This is a genomic window from Sphingomonas daechungensis, assembly GCF_039543105.1.
In the GTDB taxonomy this organism is placed as follows: Bacteria; Pseudomonadota; Alphaproteobacteria; order Sphingomonadales; family Sphingomonadaceae; genus Sphingomicrobium; species Sphingomicrobium daechungense.
Window position 1 is genome coordinate 2,012,552 of the sequence record NZ_BAABJC010000001.1, and the last position, 21,593, is coordinate 2,034,144.

At 63.3% G+C, this 21,593-nt stretch carries 23 protein-coding genes; 3 read left to right on the forward strand and 20 right to left on the reverse strand.

Annotation, left to right across the window (positions count from 1 at the left end; genetic code table 11):
* Positions 1-6: 6 nt before the first annotated feature.
* Positions 7-1,251 carry a putative DNA modification/repair radical SAM protein gene (locus ABD928_RS10535; RefSeq protein ID WP_187715230.1) on the reverse strand — a complete coding sequence of 415 codons (1,245 nt, stop codon included), beginning with the start codon at positions 1,249-1,251 and terminating at the stop codon, positions 7-9.
* A 139-nt stretch (positions 1,252-1,390) separates the two neighbouring features.
* On the opposite strand from ABD928_RS10535, the gene ABD928_RS10540 reads away from it, so the two are divergent.
* A complete protein-coding gene (locus tag ABD928_RS10540) occupies positions 1,391-1,885 on the forward strand; it encodes a pyridoxamine 5'-phosphate oxidase family protein (RefSeq protein ID WP_223276636.1) in 495 nt (164 codons plus the stop codon).
* 1 nt (position 1,886) lies between these two features.
* Here ABD928_RS10540 and ABD928_RS10545 read toward each other — a convergent pair whose 3' ends face one another.
* A complete protein-coding gene (locus tag ABD928_RS10545; protein ID WP_345168580.1) occupies positions 1,887-2,714 on the reverse strand; it encodes a DUF1206 domain-containing protein in 828 nt (275 codons plus the stop codon).
* The gene (locus ABD928_RS10550) at positions 2,711-4,099 is read right to left on the reverse strand and encodes a peptide MFS transporter (protein WP_345168583.1); all 1,389 of its coding nucleotides are present in this window, start codon (positions 4,097-4,099) and stop codon (positions 2,711-2,713) included. Before ABD928_RS10550 ends, ABD928_RS10545 begins: the two co-directional genes overlap by 4 nt.
* A 137-nt stretch (positions 4,100-4,236) precedes the next feature.
* Between ABD928_RS10550 and ABD928_RS10555 the strand changes: the two genes are divergently transcribed.
* Positions 4,237-5,997, forward strand: coding sequence for a DUF885 domain-containing protein (locus ABD928_RS10555; RefSeq protein WP_345168585.1), 1,761 nt, complete (start codon positions 4,237-4,239; stop codon positions 5,995-5,997).
* A 3-nt stretch (positions 5,998-6,000) separates the two neighbouring features.
* On the opposite strand, the gene ABD928_RS10560 is transcribed toward ABD928_RS10555, so the two are convergent.
* Genes ABD928_RS10560 through ABD928_RS10600 form a run of 9 tightly spaced genes read right to left on the reverse strand, consistent with a single transcriptional unit; the run spans position 6,001 to position 12,385 of the window.
* Positions 6,001-6,417 (reverse strand): hypothetical protein, encoded by a 417-nt coding sequence (locus ABD928_RS10560; RefSeq protein WP_187715228.1) that lies wholly within the window; start codon positions 6,415-6,417, stop codon positions 6,001-6,003.
* Between the two features lie 46 nt (positions 6,418-6,463).
* Positions 6,464-6,955 (reverse strand): demethoxyubiquinone hydroxylase family protein, encoded by a 492-nt coding sequence (locus tag ABD928_RS10565; protein WP_187715227.1) that lies wholly within the window; start codon positions 6,953-6,955, stop codon positions 6,464-6,466.
* Positions 6,956-6,996: 41 nt separating this feature from the next.
* Positions 6,997-7,506 (reverse strand): disulfide bond formation protein B, encoded by a 510-nt coding sequence (locus tag ABD928_RS10570; RefSeq protein ID WP_223276481.1) that lies wholly within the window; start codon positions 7,504-7,506, stop codon positions 6,997-6,999.
* The gene (locus ABD928_RS10575) at positions 7,507-8,844 is read right to left on the reverse strand and encodes a S41 family peptidase (RefSeq protein ID WP_398286890.1); all 1,338 of its coding nucleotides are present in this window, start codon (positions 8,842-8,844) and stop codon (positions 7,507-7,509) included. It abuts the gene before it with no gap.
* 37 nt (positions 8,845-8,881) lie between these two features.
* Positions 8,882-10,057, reverse strand: coding sequence for a murein hydrolase activator EnvC family protein (locus ABD928_RS10580; RefSeq protein WP_345168593.1), 1,176 nt, complete (start codon positions 10,055-10,057; stop codon positions 8,882-8,884).
* A 3-nt stretch (positions 10,058-10,060) separates the two neighbouring features.
* On the reverse strand, positions 10,061-10,480 hold the full coding sequence (locus tag ABD928_RS10585) for a 23S rRNA (pseudouridine(1915)-N(3))-methyltransferase RlmH (RefSeq protein WP_187715224.1): 420 nt from the start codon (positions 10,478-10,480) through the stop codon (positions 10,061-10,063).
* Positions 10,481-11,335: a serine hydrolase gene (locus ABD928_RS10590; protein ID WP_187715223.1), complete on the reverse strand. Its 855-nt coding sequence runs from the start codon at positions 11,333-11,335 to the stop codon at positions 10,481-10,483.
* A gap of 8 nt (positions 11,336-11,343) precedes the next feature.
* The gene (rsfS, locus tag ABD928_RS10595; RefSeq protein WP_345168598.1) at positions 11,344-11,742 is read right to left on the reverse strand and encodes a ribosome silencing factor; all 399 of its coding nucleotides are present in this window, start codon (positions 11,740-11,742) and stop codon (positions 11,344-11,346) included.
* A complete protein-coding gene (locus ABD928_RS10600; protein ID WP_345168602.1) occupies positions 11,723-12,385 on the reverse strand; it encodes a nicotinate-nucleotide adenylyltransferase in 663 nt (220 codons plus the stop codon). The genes rsfS and ABD928_RS10600 overlap by 20 nt, the downstream gene beginning before the upstream one ends.
* A 58-nt stretch (positions 12,386-12,443) precedes the next feature.
* Here ABD928_RS10600 and ABD928_RS10605 point away from each other — a divergent pair, with 58 nt between their 5' ends.
* Positions 12,444-13,481, forward strand: coding sequence for a DUF3667 domain-containing protein (locus ABD928_RS10605; RefSeq protein WP_187715222.1), 1,038 nt, complete (start codon positions 12,444-12,446; stop codon positions 13,479-13,481).
* On the opposite strand, the gene ABD928_RS10610 is transcribed toward ABD928_RS10605, so the two are convergent.
* From ABD928_RS10610 to ABD928_RS10645, 8 genes are all read right to left on the reverse strand, one after another.
* On the reverse strand, positions 13,478-13,855 hold the full coding sequence (locus ABD928_RS10610) for a hypothetical protein (RefSeq protein WP_187715221.1): 378 nt from the start codon (positions 13,853-13,855) through the stop codon (positions 13,478-13,480). The two genes, ABD928_RS10605 and ABD928_RS10610, sit on opposite strands and share 4 nt — an antisense overlap.
* Complete coding sequence (gene ftsH / locus ABD928_RS10615) at positions 13,852-15,798, reverse strand: ATP-dependent zinc metalloprotease FtsH (protein ID WP_187715220.1); 1,947 nt, start codon at positions 15,796-15,798, stop codon at positions 13,852-13,854. Before ftsH ends, ABD928_RS10610 begins: the two co-directional genes overlap by 4 nt.
* A gap of 108 nt (positions 15,799-15,906) precedes the next feature.
* The gene (locus ABD928_RS10620) at positions 15,907-16,161 is read right to left on the reverse strand and encodes a PilZ domain-containing protein (RefSeq protein WP_187715219.1); all 255 of its coding nucleotides are present in this window, start codon (positions 16,159-16,161) and stop codon (positions 15,907-15,909) included.
* A 107-nt stretch (positions 16,162-16,268) separates the two neighbouring features.
* Complete coding sequence (locus tag ABD928_RS10625; protein ID WP_187715218.1) at positions 16,269-16,910, reverse strand: response regulator; 642 nt, start codon at positions 16,908-16,910, stop codon at positions 16,269-16,271.
* Complete coding sequence (locus tag ABD928_RS10630) at positions 16,910-18,505, reverse strand: sensor histidine kinase (RefSeq protein ID WP_187715217.1); 1,596 nt, start codon at positions 18,503-18,505, stop codon at positions 16,910-16,912. The genes ABD928_RS10625 and ABD928_RS10630 overlap by 1 nt, the downstream gene beginning before the upstream one ends.
* 320 nt (positions 18,506-18,825) lie before the next feature.
* The gene (gene tilS / locus ABD928_RS10635) at positions 18,826-19,800 is read right to left on the reverse strand and encodes a tRNA lysidine(34) synthetase TilS (protein ID WP_187715216.1); all 975 of its coding nucleotides are present in this window, start codon (positions 19,798-19,800) and stop codon (positions 18,826-18,828) included.
* Positions 19,801-19,819: 19 nt separating this feature from the next.
* Positions 19,820-20,617: a tetratricopeptide repeat protein gene (locus ABD928_RS10640; RefSeq protein ID WP_187715215.1), complete on the reverse strand. Its 798-nt coding sequence runs from the start codon at positions 20,615-20,617 to the stop codon at positions 19,820-19,822.
* A gap of 84 nt (positions 20,618-20,701) precedes the next feature.
* Positions 20,702-21,535, reverse strand: a complete 834-nt coding sequence (locus ABD928_RS10645; protein WP_187715214.1) for a helix-turn-helix domain-containing protein — start codon at positions 21,533-21,535, stop codon at positions 20,702-20,704.
* Between the last annotated feature and the right edge of the window lie 58 nt (positions 21,536-21,593).

Below are 21,593 nucleotides of genomic sequence, written 5' to 3' on the forward strand. Positions count from 1 at the left end.
TTTGAGTCAGGCAGCGAAAAGCTCCAGCTGCTCCTGCTTCGGCGCCACCAGGCTCCTCAAATCGTTTCGATCGATCAGGAGGGTCGGTCGCCAGTCGATGGTCGTGATGAACGGCCGCACCTTCGCAACTGACAGGGTCAGCCGTCCGACATCGTCAAGCCGAAGCTTGCGCCACCGCCTCGACGACAGGATGCGATCGACTGCTTTCGTGCCCAGTCCGGGCACGCGCAAAAGCATTTCCCGTGGCGCGCGGTTTACGTCGACCGGGAAATTGTCGCGGAACTTGAGCGCCCAGGCGAGCTTCGGATCGATGTCGAGCGGCAGCATGCCGTCCGTCCCCGCGGCGTCGACAACTTCGGCCGGCTTGAACCCGTAGAAGCGCATCAGCCAATCGGACTGGTACAGGCGATGCTCCCGCATCAAGGGAGGGCGCATCAGGGGAAGGACCGCACTGGCGTCGGGGATCGGCGAGAATGCAGAATAATAGACGCGGCGGAGCTGGAAGCGGTCGTAGAGCGAGCTCGCCCGAACGATGATGTCGCCATCGCTTGCCGCATCCGCGCCGACGATCATCTGGGTCGACTGCCCGGCAGGCGCATATTTGGGCGCGGATTTGAACCTGCGCTTTGCGTCTCCAGCTTCCTCGATCGACCGGCGCGTGTCCTTCATCGCCGTTTCGATCTGACCGCTGTCCTTCTCAGGCGCGAGCCGCTGGAGCCCGCTTTCAGTCGGCAACTCGACGTTAATCGAAACACGGTCGGCGTGAAGTCCGGCTTGCCGGACAAGCTCAGGATCGGCGTCGGGAATGGTCTTCAGGTGGATGTAGCCGCGGAAATCATGATCTTCGCGCAAGCTTCTGGCGACCTCGACCAATTGCTCCATCGTGTAGTTCGACGAACGAATGATGCCGGAGGAGAGGAACAATCCCTCGATGTAATTGCGCTTGTAGAATTCCAGCGTGAGCCGGACGACCTCCTGCGCCGTGAACCGCGCACGCCTGACGTTCGAGCTCTTGCGATTGATGCAGTAGGCGCAGTCGAAAATGCAGCTGTTGGTCAGCAGGATCTTGAGTAGCGAGATGCAGCGGCCGTCGGGAGCGTATGCGTGGCAAATGCCCATGCCCTCGGTAGAGCCCACGCCCTTGCCGCCGCGGCTGTCGCGCTTGGACGTGCCTGATGAGGCGCAGGATGCATCGTACTTCGCCGCATCCGCGAGAATCGCGAGCTTCGACTGAAGGTCCAGCTGAGCCATTCGTTCTCAGTATGTTCCTTTCAAATTACTTTCAAGACAATAGCTTAGCGGGAGAAAAGGTCCGACCTGACCTTAAGGCCATATGGCGGAACGGCTTCCCCGATCCGGCCGTTTGCTGCCGGAGAAGGAGATCGAAGACATGGCTGACGACCGCGAGATTGAAGAGAAACTCTGGAAGGCGCTGGAAGACAGTCCCTTCATCATGCTCGGCATCGACGGCGCGCGCGAAGGCGCGACGCAGCCGATGACTGCACAGTTCGAGGACCAGGATCGCGACGCTGGAATCCTGTGGATTTTCACCGCCAAGGATCACGACCTGATCCGCGCCATGGGCCAATCCAACCAGGCGCTCGCGACCTACACCAGCAAAGGCCATGACCTGTTCGCCAGCCTGCGCGGCACCCTTCAGATCGACAACGATCGTGAGACGATCGACCGTCTGTGGAATCCGATCGTGGCCGAGTGGTACGAGGGCAAGGACGATCCCAAGATGGCCCTCCTCCGGTTCGACGTCGAGGATGCCAAGGTCTGGCTGAGCACAGTCCGCGGATTTCTCAAGCCGGCGCTGAACAAGCTGTTGGGCCGGAAGCCGGACGCTGGCGCCAAGGAAGACGTCGCGGAGTTGAGCCTTTAGCTTAGCCGCGAACCGCTTCGACCACCTTCTCGGCGACGTGATCCACCGGCGGCGGCCGGTGGATCCGTCGAAAGCGCGCCTCGACCAGGCTGAGAACCCCGAAGACGATCAGGCCCGCGGCCACCGAGGCCCGGACGACCGGGTGCATGGCATCGAGCGCTTCCTCCAGGCCGCCGGCCTCGGCGGCGCGACGGTGAAGCGCGGCAAGGGCCAGCAGCCACGCGATGATGAGGAAAATGATCCCGCGTGCCGAATAGCCGACACGCCCGAGCCATTTGATCCAGACTTTCTGACGCTCGTCGCAGTCGAGAGCGCGCAGGAAGTCGCATTTCCGGACTTTGACGAATTGCGCGATTGCAGCGCCTAATAATATGGCGGAGGCAATCCACACGAAGACCTCGCCGCCGGGCAGGTGCAAGGCCGCCGACGCATGCTGTTGCGGCTCATGGTCCCCAATCCGCTGGGAAAGCAGGATCAGCACCGCCTTGTAGGACAGGAATCCGTAGATCACGCCGCTGGTGGCCGCCGCGATCCGCTTGCGGTGCGCTTTCGCATGGCGGCGACCGCTTTCGATCCCGAACGCCGCGTCCGTAAGGCGCCACAGGCCGTAGACGGCCAATCCGGCGGCGAGGACGACAAGCAACACCTTGCCGAGACCGTGTCCAAGATACTCCAACGCTCCCGTGAGGTCTTCGGTGCGGCCCGCCAGGATCACCAGCAACCCGATGACGATGTACAGGAACCCACGCCCGGCAAAGCCGAGCCGCGTCAGCAGTTGGAAGCGACTTTCGCCCGCGAGATCTTCAGGGAGCGCGTCGGCCGGGTTCACACGGCGGCCGGAGCAGCGACGTCCTGAAACTTCTTTCCGACGACCAGCTTGAAGATCACGAAGGCGACGAGGCCGAAGGCGGCGCTCGCGATGTGGATCAGCCAGAACGTCGTGGTGGGCAGCGACGAATAAAGGCCGCCAACCCAGCCGACGACGGCGTTCGCCATGAAGAAGGCCAGGTAATAGAGCCCGATGACCGTCGCTGTGATCTGCTTGGGCGAGATCTTGGAGAACAGCGCCAGACTGACCGGCAGGATATGCGCGAAGCCGATGCTGTTCAGAAGGTGGAACATGACCGGCCAGAACAGGCTGATCTTGCCGCCCTCCGGCTGCGTCAGTGCCGCCATGAACAGGCAGGCGCCGCCGGCGATGGTGAAGATGCTGCCGATGATCATCTTGCTGATCTCGTCCGGCTCCCGGCGGGTCGTTCCCCACCACTTCCAGAAGGCGGCTACCGCGACCAGCATCGAGAAGCTGAGCGCCGCGTCGAGCGTGATCAGCCAGCTGCTGGTATTGTTGAGAAGAGTCAGGTCGAAATGCTGGTCACCCCAGATGAGGTAAGCATTGAAGATCTCCTGATTGGTCAGGAGGGCGATTCCAAGCACCGGAATCAGGAAGACGAGATAGAGGACGTTGACCCAGTCGCTTCTCGTCATCGGGTCCTGCGCCACCCTGTCCGCCCCCCGAAGGGGCTTGTTGTCGGGCGCGAGATACTTGCGGCCGGAGAGGTAGATGAAGAGGCCGAGGACCATCACCACGCCTGCGCATCCAAAGCCCCAGTGCCAGCCGACCTTCTGACCCAGCGTTCCGGACACCAGGGGCGCCGCGATGACGCTGACGTTGATGAAGATGTAGAAGATCTGGAATGCCATGGCTCGGCGAAGGTCGTTCGGGCCGTAGAGCGCCCCGACCTGGGTCGCGATATTGCCCTTGAAGGCGCCGACGCCGAGCAGCAGCGCCAGCAAGGCCAGCAGGAATGCGGGCTCGATCGCCATCAGGAAGTGGCCGATCGCCATCAGCACGCCGCCGATGATCAACGTGGTGTTGCGGCCAAGCAGCTTGTCGGCAATCAGGCCGCCCGCGATCGGCGTGAGATAGACGAGCGCTGTGTAGGTCCCGAAGATCGCGGAGGCGAGAACCTGGCCCTCGAGGCCCGGGTAGATATGCGTGTTCAGCCAATCGAGGCCGATCACGTTCTCCATGCGGCCCGGCACCAACAGGTAATTGACCATGTAGAGAACCAGCAGAGTCTGCATGGAGTAATAGGAGAAGCGCTCGCAGGCTTCGGTGAAGCCGAGGTAGCCGAGCCCCTTGGGATGGCCGAGGAAGCTTCGATCGGTCTGGTCGATATGCTCCAGGTCCGGCGTGGCGTCGGCTACGGTCATCGATGTTCTCCCCATTCGGCATTGCAGGGCTAAGCCGTGGCCGCCTCCAGCACAATCCGGGAGGGCCGCCGTCTGTCGAAACGCCTGTTGCGGCCGCGCGTGCCCTGGCTAGGGTTCGGGGAACAGGGAGACATCATATGCGCAATCTGACGCTCGCTCTCGCGACGGCTGCCTCAATCGCCATCTCCGCCCCGGCGACCGCCGGTCCGACCGAAGATTTCCACAAGCTAATGGACGATTACTGGGCGGCGTACCTGAAGGACAATCCGCTCACTGCAAGCTCGGTCGGGGTGAAGACTTATGATCGCGAGCTTGCCGAGCTCAGCCTGGCGGAATTCGATCGGCAGGCGGCGGAAGCGGACGCATTTCTCAAGCGGCTGCGCGCAATTCCCTCGGCCTCGCTGAACGCGATGGACCAAAGCAATCGCGCCGTTCTGGAGCGGACTCTGGATGACCAGATCCGCTTCAACCGCTTCGGTCAGCGGCAGCTGCTCTACTCCTCGCTCGGCAGCTATCACGACTACATGGCGACCATGGGTGAGAATATCCCCATGCGCGACAAGGCGGATTACGAGAATTACCTTGCGCGCCTGACGCTCGTTCCTGCGCGGATGAAGGCGTACAGCGACATGAGCGTGAAGGCCGCCAACGAGGGCTATACGCAGGCGTGCGAGTGGATGCGGAAGCTGCCGGAGCAGACCCTCGCCTTTGTCCCGGCCGATCCCACGCAGTCGCCGTTTTACGGGCCGTTCGCGGGATCCCGCCCGCCCTCGATCTCGGCCGGAGATTGGGCAAACCTCCAGTCCCGCGCTCGGGAGCAGATCCAGGGACCGATCACCGCGTCCTACAAGTCCTTCGCTTCGATCGCGCAGAGCCAGTTGGTGCCGAAATGCCGGACGGTCGACAGCGTTGCCAGCCAGCCGGGCGGCAAGGATTATTACGCGGCGCTGGTTCGCCTGCACACGACGACCGACCTCACTCCTGATCAAATACACCAGATCGGCCTGCAGGAAGTTGCGCGCATTCGCGCGGAGATGGAGGCCGTGGCGAAGAAGGCCGGGTTCGCCAGCCGCGAGGCGATGATCGCCGACATGCGGACCAACCCGAAGTGGTACGTGACGACGCCCGAGGAATTGATGGAGAAGACGGCGATCGTCACCAAGACCATCGACGGCAAGATGACTGGCTATTTCTCACGCCTGCCGCGCTTGCCCTACGGCATCCGCCCGATGACCGCCGCGACTGCCCCGACCGACACGACTGCGCGCTACCAGCCGGGCAGTCCGGAGGGCGGCATTGCCGGCTTCTATCTCGTCAACACGACCAAGCTCGACCAGCGGCCGCTCTGGGAAATCCCGGTCCTGTCGGTGCACGAGGCCGTTCCCGGCCATCATATGCAGATCGCGATCCAGCAAGAACTGGACATGCCGCAGTGGCGCAAGGCGACGACGTTCTACACGGCGTTCGTTGAGGGCTGGGGGCTCTATTCGGAGCGGCTGGGCACCGACATGGGCCTCTACGACACGCCGCAGAAGGACATGGGGCGCCTCAGTTACCAGATGTGGCGCGCGACGCGGCTGGTGGTCGACACCGGTATCCACTCAATGGGCTGGGACAAGGCGAAGGCCGTTGCCTTCATGAAGGACAATACGGCCCTTACCGACGCCAACATCGATGCTGAGGTGAACCGTTACATCTCGGTGCCGGGCCAGGCGACGGCCTACATGATCGGCAAGCGCAAGATCGAGGATCTACGGGCGAGGGCCGAGAAGTCGCTGGGCGACAAGTTCGACATACGCCGCTTCCACGACGCTGTGCTCGGACAGGGCGCGGTGCCGCTGGATGCGCTGGAAAGGCAAATCGACGCGTGGATCGCCTCCGAAAAGGCGAGAGGCTGAGGATTATTTCGGCGCAGTACCGGCGCGGTAATCGTCGTCGCTTTCCTGGCGCGCCGAATTGATCATCTGGTCCAGGCAGCCGGTGTAGCCCGCCGGTCCGACCGGCGAGCAGCTCTGGATTCCCGTGCGGCCGACGCGCTCGAGCGACTTTGCCTTGTTCGCCCACGCCTGACGTTGCTGATAGCTGCCGCCCGGCCGATAAGCTTCGGGCATGCGGTAGCGGTAGGATTCCGGAACGCGGCTACAGACCACGACTTCGTCATCGGTCGAACGCGGGCATGGGTCGGTTCCAAAGACGATGATCTCCGAAATCCGCTGCTTTGAGTCCTGCGTGCTCGAGTCATTCTGCGCGGCGACCGGCGCCGAGGCGAAGCCGACAAACAGGGCAGCGGCTGCAAGAGGGGCTGCAAGCTTCGTCATAACAATCCTTCCAACAGTAAAGCGGCCGACTGCCGCTGCTGGTTCCTCAAATCCGTTTCGATAACCCAATTGCGACACGGCATGCCGCACGGATTCCGAACGTCAATAGCGGATAGCACGGAGCCGTGGCAGCGCCAGCCTCGCGGGCGACGTCGCGGTGCTCCAGTTCCTCCGCGCGAAATTCCGCGATATCGGCGGCAAGCTCCGGATCTGAATCGCCCAAATGCTCGAGCTGCGCCCCGTAATGGCGGTCGATCTCCGTTTCGACGGCTTCGGTGCAGGCCATGGCCGCCGAGGGAGAGATCAGGGCGGTGACCGCTCCTAGTGCATAACCAGCGACGTTCCAGGCCGGCTGCAACGCGGTTGGCCGGACTCGCCGCTCGGCCATCAGGGCATCGAACCGGTCGAGATGACGCTGCTCTTGCGCGGCCATGCGTGCGACCATCTTGGCCGCAGTCGAATTCCGACGGAGAACTGCGAGCTGCCCTGCATAGATGCGGGTCGCGCCATATTCGCCGGCTTGGTCGACGCGGATCATCGATTCCGCATCGGACCGGCGCTGTCCGGGCCGCCATGGTTTCATGCGCGGCGACCTCTTAGAGACGGGACGACGATCAGTGCGGCTCCGCCAAGCGACAGGATCGCATTCCAGCCGGCCATCGAGATTCCGAAGAGCGACCACTGGATTTGGTCGCAGCGGACCAGCGGCACCTTCATGATGTCCTCCAGGGTCAGTCCCTTGGTCGCCGTGCAGGTCGTGAATCCTTCGAAGATGCGCGCCTCGACGCCGGCGTGATAGACACCGATAGCCCCAGAGATCGCGATCGCCGCAGCTGCAAGCAGGACCAATGTCCGGGAACGCGGGGATGTCGCGGGCCCCGTGAACGACAGAGCTGCGAGCAGGATCGCCGCTCCGTGCGGCCACCGTTGCCAGTAGCACATCTCGCAGGGGTGAAGGCCGCCGATGTACTGCGAGCCCAGCGCCCCACCGAGCAGGCCGAGCGGCAGCAGCAAGGCGATCAGCCGCGCCGCGGCAGCGCTTCCGATTCCCAGCATGCCCCGATCGCGCGGAAGCGCCGCTTCGTTCATTTAAGACCGCTTCGAAGTGTCGGCAGACGCAACGTTGGTCGGCGCCCGCAGCCGTTTCAGCGTGCGGAGAGCGTAATCGAGCTGGAAGTCCGTGACTCCCTTCTTCTCGAGCTCAGCAGCCGTGAAGTTGAAGCGGGGGTCCTTCGACAGGTCGTCCTGCTCCAGCAGCTTCTCGTCGACGTTGGCCTGGCCCAGCAGGTGGCGGCGAAGGTCGGATTCCCGCACAACCTTGCGGTCCTTGAAGTCCGGATCGCTCAGCTGCGGCACGTTGATGTCCGGCTCGATCCCGCCGGCCTGAACCGAACGGCCAGACGGCGTGTAGTAGCGCGCCGTGGTCAGGCGGAGAGCCGCCTTGGGTCCCATGATCTGGACGGTCTGCACCGATCCTTTGCCGAAGCTCTTCTCGCCGAGGACGAGTGCGCGGTGGTGATCCTGAAGCGCGGCCGCGACGATCTCCGCCGCCGAAGCGCTGCCTGCATCGATCAGCACGACCACTGGGAGGCCGTGAGCCATGTCGCCCGGAGTGGCGTAATAACGCTCGATATCGTCCTTTTCGCGGCCCCGCTGCGACACGATCTCGCCCCGCTCGAGGAAGGCGTCGCTGACGTCGATCGCCTGGTCGAGCAGGCCGCCCGGGTTGGACCGGAGGTCGACCACGTATCCGAGCGGCTTGCCGCCGGTCGCCTTGTCGATCGCCAAGAGCGCTGCCTTGGTGGCATCGCCCGTGTTCCCGGCGAACGAATTGATGTTGATGATGCCGATGCCGTCCTTGATTTCCCACTTCACCGGCCGGAGCTCGATGCGTTCGCGAACCATGGAGATGTCGAACGGCTTGTCGCGGCCCGGGCGAACGATGGTCAGCTTCACCGACGAACCCGGCTGCCCCTTCATCTTCTCGACCGCCTCGTCGAGGGAGAGGCCGTAGAGAAGTTCGCCATTGATGTGTGTGATGTAGTCGCCTGACTTCAGACCGGCGCGCCAGGCAGGCGTGTCTTCCATCGGCGAAACGATCTTCACCGCACCGTCTTCGACGCCAACCGTGATTCCGAGGCCGCCGTAATTGCCGTCCGTCGTCGCCTTGAGGACGTCGAAGTCAGTCGCTTCTGCATAGGAGCTGTGGGGATCGAGCGCCGCGAGCATGCCGTCGATCGCGCCCTTGATCAGGGTATGGTCATCGACCTTGTCGACGTATTGCGCCTTCACTCGCTCGTAGACGCTCATGAACGTCTCAAGCTCCTGGTAATTGGCGGAGTCCGCGGCTGCGAGCGAGCTGGTCGTCACCGGCACTAGGGCAAGCGCCCCGACGAGAGCGAGCGGCGGAAGCAATTTGGTAGTCAGCTTCATGATCTGCGTGTCCCGGGTTTCGGTCTACACCCTAACTCTGTTTCAGGCCCTTTGACAGGTTCTGAGATGAACCTGCGATGAGAGCAGGCGACACATGCCGCCCATTGCGGGACAGTTCCACGCTTATTCGACCAATGGCGCGGCCAAGCGGCTGTCCGATCTGCACTTTTTGTCCCGACTTGAGCGGTGACGCGACGTTCAGCAGAAGGCTCATCCAGCCGTTGCCATGATCGATGATGATGACCGCATCGTAGCTGCGGAATGGGCCCGAAAAGCGGATCGTTCCTGCGGCGGGTGCGATGACCTCGGCACCGCTGCCCGTTGCCAGCGTGAGGCCGCGGGAGCGGACCCCATTCGGCGCGATGGCACTCAGGCCTTCGACGACGGGCGCGGTGGACGGCAGGATATAGGCGAAACCTTCAGCCGGCGACCTTGTCGTCCCCGGTCGGGCGGGCGGTGCCGGCAACCGCGACATCTCGGACGCGATCTGCTGGGCCTGCTGTCCACGCCGGGCTTCGCCGACGAGGTCGGCGGCTTCCTCGCCGCGTGCCAAAGCCACGTCGCCTGCACCTAGCGCTTCTCCGCCGCGCTCCTGTGCGATGCGGACGGCCTTGCCTTCGAGCTCGGCGAACTCCTGCTTGCGCATCGCGAGGGCGTTGCGGCTGTTGACGAGGTCGGATCGGGCTTGCTCGGCTTCAAGTTGCAGCTTTCGCCCGCGGTCGAGTTCTGCGCGCAGGGATGCCGTTCGCGCCTGGATGACAGGCAGGGTGGCGTCCAGAAGCAGCCTCACCTTCACAAATTCCTGCGTCGACCCCCGGTCGAGCACGGCCAGCAACGGCGGCCGCTCCGCCATCACTGCGAGCCCGCCCAGCAGCGAAGTCACCGGTGCTGCCTCGCGCTGCAGTCGCTCTCGCCGGAGCTGGATCTGGGCAGAGATCGCCCGTGCATTGGCATCAGCCGCGCTGATCCGGGCTTCGGCGGCGGCGATGGCTTCTGCGGCCGCGGCCCTCTGCGCACCGATGCGTTCGGCCTCGCTTTTCGCCTCGTCGGCGGCCTTTTGCAGCTTCACGACGCGAGCTTCCGCGAGCTTGGCCTCGGCGATCGCACGCTGCGCAGTCAGTGCGATCGGCTCGGGGGCGGGGCGGACAGGCTCGCTCGCCGCAAGCAGGGCGAGAAGAGGAACGGCGAAGGCGAAACGCGCGTGCACCAGTCAACCTTCGCGATGATAGGGATGGTTCGCAAGGATGGATGTCGCCCGGAACAGCTGCTCGGCGAGCATGGCCCTTACGAGCAGGTGCGGCCAGGTCGCCGCTCCGAACGACAGCAGCATGTCCGCGGATTGACGTTCCTCGTGAGAATGGCCGTCCGCGGCCCCAATCACAAAGCGCACTTCGCGAGTGCCGCGATCGCGCCATTGCTCGAGCAGTTTTGCAAGCTCGGACGAGGAAAGCACGCGGCCTTTCTCATCGAGTAGCACTGTCATCGATCCCGCCGCGGTCACTGGAAGAGTGGCCCGCTCGCCAAGCTCGGTAAGTTTCGTCGTCCAGCTGATGCGCTTCAGGTAGCGCTCGACGAGTTCCGCCTCGGGTGATCGGCCGATTTTCCCACGCGCGATGACGTGGAGCAGCACCTAGTTGCGCGCGGCGCCCGAATACGCCGTGCCGTAGGTCGGCCAGGTGAACAGCTTGGTGAAGCCGTCGTAGATGGCGCGCGCGGCCTCTGCGATCGTCTTCGGCCGGTCGGTGCCGCCACGGGCGAACATGGCCACCGCGACGCGATGGCCGTTCGACAGTGTGATGTAGCCGACGTCGCTGGTGTAGCCGTTGAGCGTTCCGGTCTTATGCTCGACCTTGGTTCCCCACGGAAGAAGCCCACGAATGCGGTTCTTGCCAGTCTCGCAACGGCCCATCAGATCCATCAGATAGGATCGGCTCTCCGGTTTCAGGACATTGCCCCGGTCCAACCGTCGAAGGAGGTCGACCATGGCCAGCGGCGTTGCGGAATCGCGATAGTCCCACAGGTCGCGCTTGTCGGAGAGCAGGCGGGCGATCGTTCGGTCGACGCGGAAATCGTTGAGGCCGTGAAACTTCACCCAGGCCTGGATCGCAGAAGGCCCTCCGAGGTCGCGGATCAGCATGTCCGTCGCGCGATTGTCGCTGTGGATCAGCATCCGCTCCATCAGGCTGGCCGCGGAGGTTCCGGAAATCCTGTCATAGAGCGAGCGTTGGCCGTGATCGACCTGGCTGAGGTAGGCGGCGGCGACGGCGACCTTGACCGTGCTGGCCATCGGGAAGGCCGTGTGGCCGTTGATTTCGACGGTCTCGCCCGTCGTCAGGTCAAGCGCGGCAACGCCGACATCACTGGTTTGCGATCCGACAAGCAGTTTCAGCTGCTGCTCAAGCGTCAGCAGGCCCGGCGAAGACGCCGCATTGGCAGGCTGAAGCGCGAAGGCCAGCAGCCCCAGGAAAACAGCAATCAAACGCATAAAGCCCTCTACCCGTGAGCAGCTGTACTCCTTTCGGCATCATCGCCGAAAGCCCACATACGTTCTAAATTGTAAAAACTTCTAACCTCGGGGCGGAAAAGATGCACGATCACATCGTCCGCGTCGATCAGAACCCAGTCCGCGGTGGGCAGTCCCTCAATCCGCGCAATCCTCCCGAATTGCTCCTTGATCCGGTCCGCAAGCTTATGCGCCATCGATGCAACCTGCCGGGTCGAGCGGCCCGACGCGATCACCATGTGATCGGCAATGTTCGATTTTCCAGCGAGCGGGATGGTCACGACCTCGACGGCCTGATCGTCATCCAGCGATTTGAGGACGAGGGCGTGGAGGTCTTCGACGTCGAGTTCGGGACGGCCGGTAGCGGTCTCAGTGGGACTGTCGGGCAAGTGCTCTCCTGATCAAAGTTGGCATTACGAAACGTTTGGAACCCCCCGTGGGGTCCGGATACCGTTCATGCCAGTTGGGATCGTGCGCGCGGAGGCCGGTAGCGGAGGTTGGGTCGGGCGTCAGGCGAAGGAAAATAATCGCCGGTGCACTCCAATCCGTCCAGTTCCGTGCCTGGCTGGAAGGTCGGACAAACCGTCTCAGCCAGCCCATCGCGCGAGCCGCGTGGACCTGACGATCATAACCGGGGCGGCGAATCACCGCAATCGGCAGCGATTCCGCGAGCTTGCGCCAGTGCTTCCACTGATGAAATTCGGCCACAGTGTCGCCGCCCATCAGCCAGATAAACTGGGTGCTGGGAAAGGTCCTTCGGAGCTTCCGAACCGTGTCGATCGTAAAACGCGTGCCCGCGCGCCGCTCGAAATCGCTGACCTTGATGCGCGATCGCCGGGCCATGTCCCTGGCCGACGCGAAGCGGTCTTCGAAGGACGCCATGTCCTTGCGGCCGGCCTTGAGCGGGTTTCCCGGGGACACCAGCCACCAGACCTCATCCAGCCCGAGCGCGTCCATGGCCGCCAGGCTGATACGTCGATGACCGACGTGCGCCGGATTGAACGAGCCGCCGAGAAGTCCAATCCGCTTCATTGAACGGCAGCTAGCATGAGCGCCGAAGCGCGCATAATGTTGGGGAGGGGAACGTTGCATGTCGGATCTGGAAGCCATCGGCGATGCTGCGACCGGCGCAGTACTTGGAGGCGCGGTTGAGCCGCGCTCCGGCGCGAGTAGCGGCCACACGCATGAGAAGAATTGCCTGAACTGCGGCGCGCAGCTGGTCGGCGAGTATTGCCATGCCTGCGGGCAGAAGTCGCATGTGCACCGCACCTTGCACGCCTTCTGGCACGACCTGCTTCACGGTGTGCTCCATTTCGAGGGCAAGGTCTGGCACACGCTGCCGATGCTCGCCTGGCGCCCTGGCGAGCTCACGCGGCGCTACATCGACGGCGAGCGCGCCAAGTTCGTCTCGCCCATGGCGCTATTCCTGTTCTCGGTTTTCCTGATGTTTGCCGTTGCGAGCTTCAGCGGTGACTTGTCGCCAAGGATCAGCCCGGATGCACCGGCAGAACTGCAGAAGAGCATCTCGTCGAACGAGCGGCAGATCGCCGACCTTCAGCGACAGCGCGACGCTGCCGTACGCGCCAATCGGCCGACTGCTCCGTACGACGCGAAGATTGCCGATCTGCAGCAAGACCTGGCGGTCATGCGGGGCGTCCAGCAGGGCGAGATCGGGCGGATAGCAAAGACGCGCATCGATGCACCGGACTGGCTGAGCAAACCGCTGGAGAAGGCGGTCAAGAATCCCGATCTCATGTTCTACAAGCTCAAGACGAATGCCTACAAATTCAGCTGGATGCTGATTCCGCTGTCCGTGCCATTCCTGTGGCTGTTATTCCCGTTCAGCCGCCGCTTCCGCCTCTACGATCACACCGTGTTCGTGACCTATTCGCTGAGCTTCATGACCTTGCTGGTGGTGACCGCGATGCTGATCGGGCTGGCGGGACTGCCGCAGGTCGCCGGCTTCGCAATGCTGGTCCCGCCGTTCCACATTTATCGCCAGCTCAAAGGTACTTACGGTCTGTCCGGCAGGAGCGCGCTGGTCCGCACGATCTTGTTGGTCACGTTCTCAATCGTTGCGCTCACCCTGTTTTTTCTCGCGCTCTTCGCGCTCGGCCTGTTCGATTAGCGGCCGCAGGGATATTTTCGCTCGAGCACGGTCCTCAGCACGTCCTTGGTCGTCGTGACACGGCGTCTCTCTGCCGGGACGGCCTTCAGAGCGGCGAGATATTCGTTGGGGCTGACACGCGGCTTGTCCGCTACGGGCGGGCAAAAGGCCGTCGGCCGCCCCGCCGCTTTCAACTCGGCATATTCCGTCTTGAGCTCTTCCCCGTCAGCCTCGACCAGGTGCTTGAGCCGATAAAATTCCGGCGAGAAGAACGCGAACGGGCCCAATCGCTGGACCTTGTGAACCCTGACGAGAAAGCTTTCGACATCCGTCGCCAGCGCCGGTGAGGCGCTGACGAGGATGATGGCTGCCGCGAGGAAGCGGCGAAGGCTCAAGCGCCGGCGGTCGCCGGTCCGCCAATGCCTTTCGGTGGGCGCTTCGCCTTCGGAATCGAGGAGCCGGCTGCCGGAATGGCGGGACCCTTCGGCCCACCGCGGTCGATGGCTCCGCCGTCCAGCACGATCTTGATCTCGTCACCCGACAGCGTCTCATATTCGAGAAGCGCCTTTGCCAGTGTCTCAAGCTGCTCGTGCTGCTCGGTCAGGACCGTCTTGGCGCGCTCGTACCCCTGCTCGACGATGCGGCGGATTTCCTTGTCGATGGCCTGCGCGGTCTCGTTCGACATGTTCTTCTGCCGGTTGACCGAATAGCCGAGGAAGACCTCCTCGTCGGCTTCCGCGTACTGCAGCGGGCCGAGCGCGTCGGACATGCCCCAACGGGTGACCATGTCGCGGGCGAGGCCCGTCGCGTAGCTGATGTCCGACGACGCGCCGGAGCTGACCTTGTCGTATCCAAAGATCAGTTCCTCGGCGACGCGGCCGCCCATGGCGACCGACAGGTTCGCGTACATCTTGTCGCGGTGGTAGCTGTAGTTGTCGCGTTCCGGCAGGCGCATCACCATGCCCAGCGCACGGCCGCGCGGGATGATCGTCGCCTTGTGGATCGGGTCCGAAGCCGGCTCATGAAGCGCGACGATGGCGTGGCCGGCCTCATGATAGGCGGTCATGCGCTTTTCGTCCTCGGTCATGACCATCGAGCGGCGCTCGGTGCCCATCATGACCTTGTCCTTGGCTTCTTCGAACTCGAGCGCGGCGACCAGGCGCTTGCCCTTGCGGGCCGCGAGGAGTGCAGCCTCGTTGACGAGATTGGCGAGGTCGGCGCCCGAGAAGCCCGGCGTGCCACGTGCAATGACGCGCGCGTCGACATCCGGCGCCAGCGGGACCTTCTTCATGTGAACGGCAAGGATCTGCTCGCGGCCGTCGATGTCGGGGCGCGGCACGACGACCTGGCGGTCGAAACGGCCGGGGCGGAGAAGCGCCGGGTCGAGCACGTCCGGCCGGTTGGTCGCGGCGATGATGATGATGCCTTCGTTGGCTTCGAAGCCGTCCATCTCGACCAGCAGCTGGTTGAGGGTCTGCTCGCGCTCATCATTGCCGTTGCCGAGGCCGGCGCCGCGATGGCGGCCGACCGCGTCGATTTCGTCGATAAAGACGATGCACGGGGCCGACTTCTTGGCCTGGTCGAACATGTCGCGGACGCGGCTGGCGCCAACGCCGACGAACATCTCAACGAAGTCCGAACCCGAGATGGTAAAGAAGGGAACGCCCGCTTCACCCGCGATGGCGCGGGCGAGAAGCGTCTTGCCGGTGCCGGGCGAGCCGACCAGTAGCGCGCCTTTCGGGATCTTGCCGCCGAGGCGAGCGAAGCGGCCCGGGTCTTTCAAGAACTCGACGATCTCCTGAAGCTCCTCGCGGGCTTCATCGATGCCGGCAACGTCGGCGAACGTTACGCGGCCCTGCTTCTCGGTCAGCATGCGGGCGCGGCTCTTGCCAAAGCCCATCGCTCCGGAGCCGGCGTTCTTCTGCATCTGACGCATCACGAAGAAGGCGATGCCGATCATTAGCATGAAGGGCAGGGACTGCAGCAGCAGGTACTGCCAGATGCTCGATTGTTCGGCTTCCTTGGCCTGAACCTGAACGCCGGCCTTGATCAAGCGATCGGTGACTTGGGCGTCCTTGGGCGCGGTCGTCCGGAATTCCTGACCGGAATTGAGCTTGCCGGTGATGACCTGGTTGCCGCTGGTCGTGGCCGAGGTCGTCACCGCCTGGACGTTGGACTCGTCGACCTGCTTGATGAATTCCGAGTAAGGAATGGCTTCGCCGGTAGCGGCCTTCGAGCCGCCGCCGATCAGTTGCACGAAAACGACGAGCCCGAAGAGGATGCCAACCCAGATGAGGAGGCTCTTTGCCCAGGGATTCGTCGGCTTTTTCTCGTTCATTCTAATCTCTCTCGACGGCGCGAATGCCGGTTAGCGACTGCAAGATAGGCGCTAGAACCTTAATGACAATGATATCACAGGCGTTTGGTGCCGTCAGCGGGATCGCGTTCAGTCCCGCCTGAGGAAGAGGGCGCCGACCCGCCCCGCGCAGGCCCAGCGAACTTCGGCCAAGAGATCGCCGAGAACCTCGTGTCGAATGGTGATGACCTCACCGGTCTCGAACGGAACATCGGAGCGGAACTGGCAGCCATCGCGCGAGATGTCGGTAAGGTGGATGTCGTGGCGCTGATTGTCGGCCCGGCGCGCTATCGCGTCGAGGTTCACGTGGCGTCGAAGCTCTCGGGAGACATCCTTCAGTTCCATCGTCGCAAGCAGCCCTGTGCAACTCCTATGTTGCACGCATATGTCACTGATTTTTGCAGTGATATGAACGGCGTCGCTGGCATTCGTCCCATTGCGGGACAGGTGGGTCAGCGCCGATCGGTCAGGAAACTCCCTGCGAGGAACTCGTCCGCGCGGATCGCAAGCTCAGTTCGGCTGGTGACGCCTAGCTTCTCGAACACTGCATGGAGATAGACCTTTATCGTCCCTTCGGTCACGCCAAGCTGCTCGGCGATCTCGCGGTTGCGGAGACCCTTGCGGACGAGATTGATCAATTGACGCTCACGGGGCGAGAGAGCCGGTCCCTCACGATCACCGAGCGTGTCGGCCAGCTCCTTGGCGCGGCCGGATAACTCTGGATCAAACCATCGGCGTCCCTTGCTGACGTGGTCGAGGCATTCGAGAAGGAATGCAGGGTCCGAGTTTTTCAGGACCATGCCCTGAACCCGTAGCGACTTGGCTTCCAGCAGCGAAGCGTCATCAATCGCGGCCGTTAGCAGGACGACGCGGACTTTGCTGCCGTTCATCTTGAGGCGGCGCAAGACGTCCATGCCGGTCCCCCCCGGCATTTGCAGGTCGAGCAGAAGGATGTCCGGGTTGAGCTCATCGAGCTTTTGCAATGCCTGCTCACCCGTCGATGCCATTCCGGCGATTTCAAAAGGCGAGTTGCGGAGCAGGGCTTCGATGGCCGTGCTGATCATCGGGTGATCGTCGGCGAGCAGGATGCGCATCAGTGAATTCTTCCCGAGATCGGTAGCGAGACCGAGATTCGTGTGACTCCCATCCCTCGCGTCAGCTCGAGCGCTCCGCCAGCCAACTTGACTCGCTCGCTGAGCGACCGTGGCATCCCGCCTGTCAGCTGGGTCTTGGGATAACGCGAGCCATCGTTAATGAAATCGAGCTTGAGCTGGTCGGTGTCGGACTGGAGCCGGATCGTCACGCTCTTGGCGCCGGCGTGACGGACGGCGTTGGCGACGGCTTCCCGCACGAGGTGCTGCGCATCGAGGTGGAGACGGCTGGGCACCATCATGTCTGTGGTCTGAGCCGAGAACTCACACAGCACGTTCCACTGTTCCGCGAGGCGCTCGGCCAGGCTCCGAAGGTCCTTGGCAAGCTCGTCGAGTCCGATCTGGGGAGCGCTTCGCAACGCTGCGATGAAGGAGCGAAGCTCGCCCTGCTCGTGCAGCATCAGCTGCTTGAGATAGTTGAGCTCGGGCTCAAGGTCGCGGCCGGACGCGAGGTCGCGCTTCAGCGCCTCTAGCCGGAACGCCGCGCCGGCGAGGAACTGGACGACGCTGTCGTGAAGGTCGCGCGCAAGTCCAAGCCGGGATCGCGCCTCGGCACTTTCCTCCACCGCGATGATGAGAGCGTGACGTTCGATCTGGCCGACCACGTCCAGAGCGATCTGCCGGCCGAGGTCGATATGATCCGTGGACAGGTTTGGCATGCCTTCGAGGAAGACTTCGCCTTCGCCGCCACCGGTGCGGAACGGGATGGCGATGCCCTCCTCCAAGCCGAGTTCGGCAGCGGCCTTCCCGTTGATTAACTCGTCTGCCTTGAAGGGACACAGGTTCCGGCGGTCGTCACGCGCCAGCGCCCGGTTCTTGGGATTGTTGTAGAGGAACGGGCCGGCTCCAAAGCCCATCAGTGCATCGGCATTCGTCCGCACTACCGTCATCCCCCCGTTGCGGGCGACAAAGGCGTTCGCGGCTTTGCGGCCGTGCGCCCGCCAGATCAGCACGCCCGATGAGGCATTCAGGCCCTCCATTGCCGCCCGCAGGCTGGTCTCGAGAGGCGATTCATCCAGCGCGGATTCAGACGAAATGGGTTCTGAGCGCGAATAAAGGCCAGATCGCCACTGATTCACGCCGAACCAAATGAGGATCATCGACAGGATGATCAGGTGCCCGGTGCGATCGACGAAGTCTTCGAAATGGGCCGGCCCTGTCGATCGGAACACCAGCATTCCGACCATGTAGAAGAGCCCGATCAGCAGGACGGACGTGAGTGAGGTGGCTCTCAACCCCCAGCGGATCGCGGATGCGCCGACAATGAAAATGAAGAGCGTGAAGTAAGGACTGTCAAAGCCCTGCGTCGAATAGACGAGAAGAGCGAAGGCGATGATGTCGACCGCGTGCGCTGGCCCGGCCAGTCGCGCCTCAAGCCACCAGTCATCCCAGGTAACCACCATGACGATGAGCGCGAAGATCGAGTAGGCGCCGAGCACGGCGAAGGTCATCGACGCCGGATCGAGAGCGGGGCTGGTGTCGATCCAAAGATAAAAGACGAGCAGCGCCGCCAGCATGTAGCGGCCGATCGCGATCACGCGTCCGGATGGTAGTCTGAGCCCCCGTCTCACTCGGCGGTGATATCGCACATGATACACGGCGCACAGTGGTCCATGGCATCGGTCGTCAAATCGGGACACACGGTCGCGCCTAACTTTTGATAGCTAGGTTGGCTGCGGCCGGGGAGTATCCTGCGCGGCGGGGGTCAAACCCTTCCTTCGGTAATAGCCGTCAGCCGTTCGGGGGAGGCGCGGCTAAGGTGTGGGGCCTGCCGACGGTGACGTCGTTCGACGATGCAGCCATCGACAGGCCCCACATCTGCCTTTCAGCACATCAGGAAATTGGAGCTTTGCTCAGACTAGCTGGGAGGGCATCGAGGCTTCGCGGGCGTAAAGATCCATGTAGGTCCACCGCTGCACCGAACGCCTCGTAGTGTCGCAGTCCCACTTGAGCGCAGCGTGTCGATTACGTGTTGGATTTCGCGGCTCCGAAGGTCGTTCGGGCAGCCCTCGGTGCCAAGCGTGGCAATCGCCCGTGACAACACGCGGCGAACGATTTCTGCTGGCGCGCCGGACGGCGTGTAGCTGACGCGATCGTCGCCAACTGTAACCTTCTCCTCCCATTCACGGTCTGTCGCCCAAGTGATCGCTTCGTCTGCGAAGCCGAGGTGCGAAGCGCTCCGGGCGAGTGACTCAGGATCGAGCCATGAAGAGTCCGAGATGGCCTTACGGATGCGCACTCTTTCATACCGCTCATCGTCGTTGCTGGGATCGGCTGCGGGTTTCACCCCGGCTTCTGCGCAAACATCTTCGAGCTCGCAGCGGCGCCATTCGAGCAATGGGCGGACGAGCTTCAGATCAGCCGCTCCAGTGAGCGGACTTCGCGCTCGCATTCCCGCGAGACCCTTCACTCCCGAACCCCTGTTGAAGCGCATCAGCAGCGTTTCGGCCTGATCGTCCAGATGGTGCGCGGTCATCAGGACCGGGACGCCCCGGCCTCGCATCCAGCTCGCAAGAGCGGCGTAACGGGCTTTGCGAGCGCTTTCCTGCACCGCGCTAGTCGGCGGGCGCTCCCAGGCGATCGGCAAAATCGCGTGCGGAATTCCAAGCCGGGCGCATTCGGCCGCAACGATTTCCGCTTCGGCACGGCTTTCCGTTCTCAGGCCGTGATCCACCGTCGCCGCCAAGATTTCGCCGGGCCTTGCGGCAGCAGCGAGCAGCAGGAGCGCCATGCTATCCGGCCCGCCCGAAACGGCGATGCCGACGCGGGTCCCGGGTTCAATCAGCCGATCAAGGTCGGATCGAAATCGATCGATGAACGCGGCGGGAGCCATATGTGGTCCCCTGGCGAATTCACGAGCACTTCGCTTCCGCCTTCGCGGGAGGAAGCAGTTTCTTCAGGTCCGCCCGGACGCCGTCACCGTACACCGCCTCCAGTTCCGCATAGGCCTTGCAGGCCTGGCTCGGCTGGTTGAGCTTCATCAGCGATTGCCCGAGGTAATAGAGGCTGTCAGCGGCGCGCTCGCCTTTCGGGTTCCTGCGATAGTTGGCCAGCAGGGCCTCGGCCGCGGCGCGTGGCTCGCCCTTGTCCAGCATGGCCCGTCCGGCGAGATTGTTCGCCCAGCTCGTCCGGCGATGGTTTGGGTAGGCCGAGCTGAAGGCGCGAAGCGCTCCGATAGCCTCGTCATACTTGCCCGCCTTCCATAGCTGGTAGCCGGCATCATAGGCTTCCTCGGCGGGGTCAGTCGCATCCTCGGAGGACGTTGCCGTTTGAGACGGCTTCGGACCAGGCGAGCTGCTGACAGGAGCCGGCTTCGGCTTCTCGGCCGCTGGCTCCGTGCTCGCCACGGACGGCAACCCGGCCGCCAGTCGGGATTCCAGTGCGGCGATCCGGCTGGCGCTGGCTTCGCGTTCCGACTTCAGCGTCGCTTCCAGTTCACTGATCCGCCGGCCGTTCTCCTCTTCCGCGCGCAGTAGATCGGCGATCTGGCGTTCGAGCGCGACGATACGATTGTCGAGGTTGATGACCGAGGCCTGCGTCGCGACGGGTTGGGCTTGCGGCATTGGCTGCTGCACTTGCGCCAGAACCGGCACCGCGCTCGTCGTCATCAAAGCCGCGACCGCCGCAAAACGGATTGTCTTGGTGTTCATTGTCCCTCCCCGAAGGGAAAACCTATTCCGATGAGTGCACTAAGCCAAGGATAGATATGGAACCTGCACTCGAAAATGAGGCTCTTACCCGGCGGTGTTCTGAACTGCCGGTGGCGCACTTGGCGCAGGCACGGTTGTTACTGCGGCAGCGGGCGCTCGCATCAGGTCGACCGGCTTCAGGCTGACGTTCGATGCAACTTTTCCGGCAGGCCCTATTGGCGGTGCAATTGCAGTCCCAACATTGACGCGCAAGGCTTCCGGAGCGCCCGCACGCAGCAGTGGGGCCGAGGCAGTTTGCGGGACGGAATAGGTCTGACCGGCGGGGAGCACGCCTTCGAACAAGGTCTTGCCCTGGTCGGTCACACGGATCCACGCGGGCTCAACTGCCGTCAACGTGACCGGCCCCTCTGCCGTTTGAGCCGGCGCGGGTGCCGTAGTTGCTGCTGGCTCCGTCCGCGCGGGCGCCGTGGCCGTTTCCTGCGGGGCTGGGGCTGCGGGCTGGTCGGGCGACAGGGCCCGGTTATTGAGCCAAGTCATGACCACCACGACCAGAATGATTGCCCCGATCGCCGAGAGAACCAGCCACTTGGGCATTGCACGCGCAGGATCGGCCGGTTCGAAGACCTCGGTCTTCGCGGCGTCGTAACGGACGCCGCCCATCTCATCGCGAAGGTCGTCGCCGATTTCCGTCCTGTCGAGGCCGACCGCGCTGGCATAGCTTTTGGCAAACCCGATCGTGTAGGTCGGCGCCGGCAGCGCACTCCACTCCCCGGCTTCCAGGTTTTGCAGGTGACGAAGAGGGATTCGAGTTTGCTCGGCAATATCTTCGAGCGACAGCTTCTTCGCCTCGCGGGCGGCCCGAAGGCGATCGCCTACGGACGGCTGTGCGTGTACAAAATCGTCTTCGCTTTCGGCCATTCGCCTCAACCCTACCCGGTCCGCTTGTCCAAGCGGTTGCCCATGCTGTCAACCGCAG

Excerpts from the sequence above, each read along its gene's own strand:
- ABD928_RS10535 (WP_187715230.1), bottom strand. The coding sequence starts at position 1,251 with ATGGCTCAGCTGGACCTTCAGTCGAAGCTCGCGATTCTCGCGGATGCG.
- ABD928_RS10540 (WP_223276636.1), top strand. The coding sequence starts at position 1,391 with ATGGCTGACGACCGCGAGATTGAAGAGAAACTCTGGAAGGCGCTGGAA.
- ABD928_RS10550 (WP_345168583.1), bottom strand. The coding sequence starts at position 4,099 with ATGACCGTAGCCGACGCCACGCCGGACCTGGAGCATATCGACCAGACC.
- ABD928_RS10555 (WP_345168585.1), top strand. The coding sequence starts at position 4,237 with ATGCGCAATCTGACGCTCGCTCTCGCGACGGCTGCCTCAATCGCCATC.
- ABD928_RS10560 (WP_187715228.1), bottom strand. The coding sequence starts at position 6,417 with ATGACGAAGCTTGCAGCCCCTCTTGCAGCCGCTGCCCTGTTTGTCGGC.
- ABD928_RS10565 (WP_187715227.1), bottom strand. The coding sequence starts at position 6,955 with ATGATCCGCGTCGACCAAGCCGGCGAATATGGCGCGACCCGCATCTAT.
- ABD928_RS10570 (WP_223276481.1), bottom strand. The coding sequence starts at position 7,506 with ATGAACGAAGCGGCGCTTCCGCGCGATCGGGGCATGCTGGGAATCGGA.
- ABD928_RS10590 (WP_187715223.1), bottom strand. The coding sequence starts at position 11,335 with ATGCGTTTGATTGCTGTTTTCCTGGGGCTGCTGGCCTTCGCGCTTCAG.
- ABD928_RS10600 (WP_345168602.1), bottom strand. The coding sequence starts at position 12,385 with ATGAAGCGGATTGGACTTCTCGGCGGCTCGTTCAATCCGGCGCACGTC.
- ABD928_RS10605 (WP_187715222.1), top strand. The coding sequence starts at position 12,444 with ATGTCGGATCTGGAAGCCATCGGCGATGCTGCGACCGGCGCAGTACTT.
- ftsH (WP_187715220.1), bottom strand. The coding sequence starts at position 15,798 with ATGAACGAGAAAAAGCCGACGAATCCCTGGGCAAAGAGCCTCCTCATC.
- ABD928_RS10620 (WP_187715219.1), bottom strand. The coding sequence starts at position 16,161 with ATGGAACTGAAGGATGTCTCCCGAGAGCTTCGACGCCACGTGAACCTC.
- ABD928_RS10625 (WP_187715218.1), bottom strand. The coding sequence starts at position 16,910 with ATGCGCATCCTGCTCGCCGACGATCACCCGATGATCAGCACGGCCATC.
- tilS (WP_187715216.1), bottom strand. The coding sequence starts at position 19,800 with ATGGCTCCCGCCGCGTTCATCGATCGATTTCGATCCGACCTTGATCGG.
- ABD928_RS10640 (WP_187715215.1), bottom strand. The coding sequence starts at position 20,617 with ATGAACACCAAGACAATCCGTTTTGCGGCGGTCGCGGCTTTGATGACG.
- ABD928_RS10645 (WP_187715214.1), bottom strand. The coding sequence starts at position 21,535 with ATGGCCGAAAGCGAAGACGATTTTGTACACGCACAGCCGTCCGTAGGC.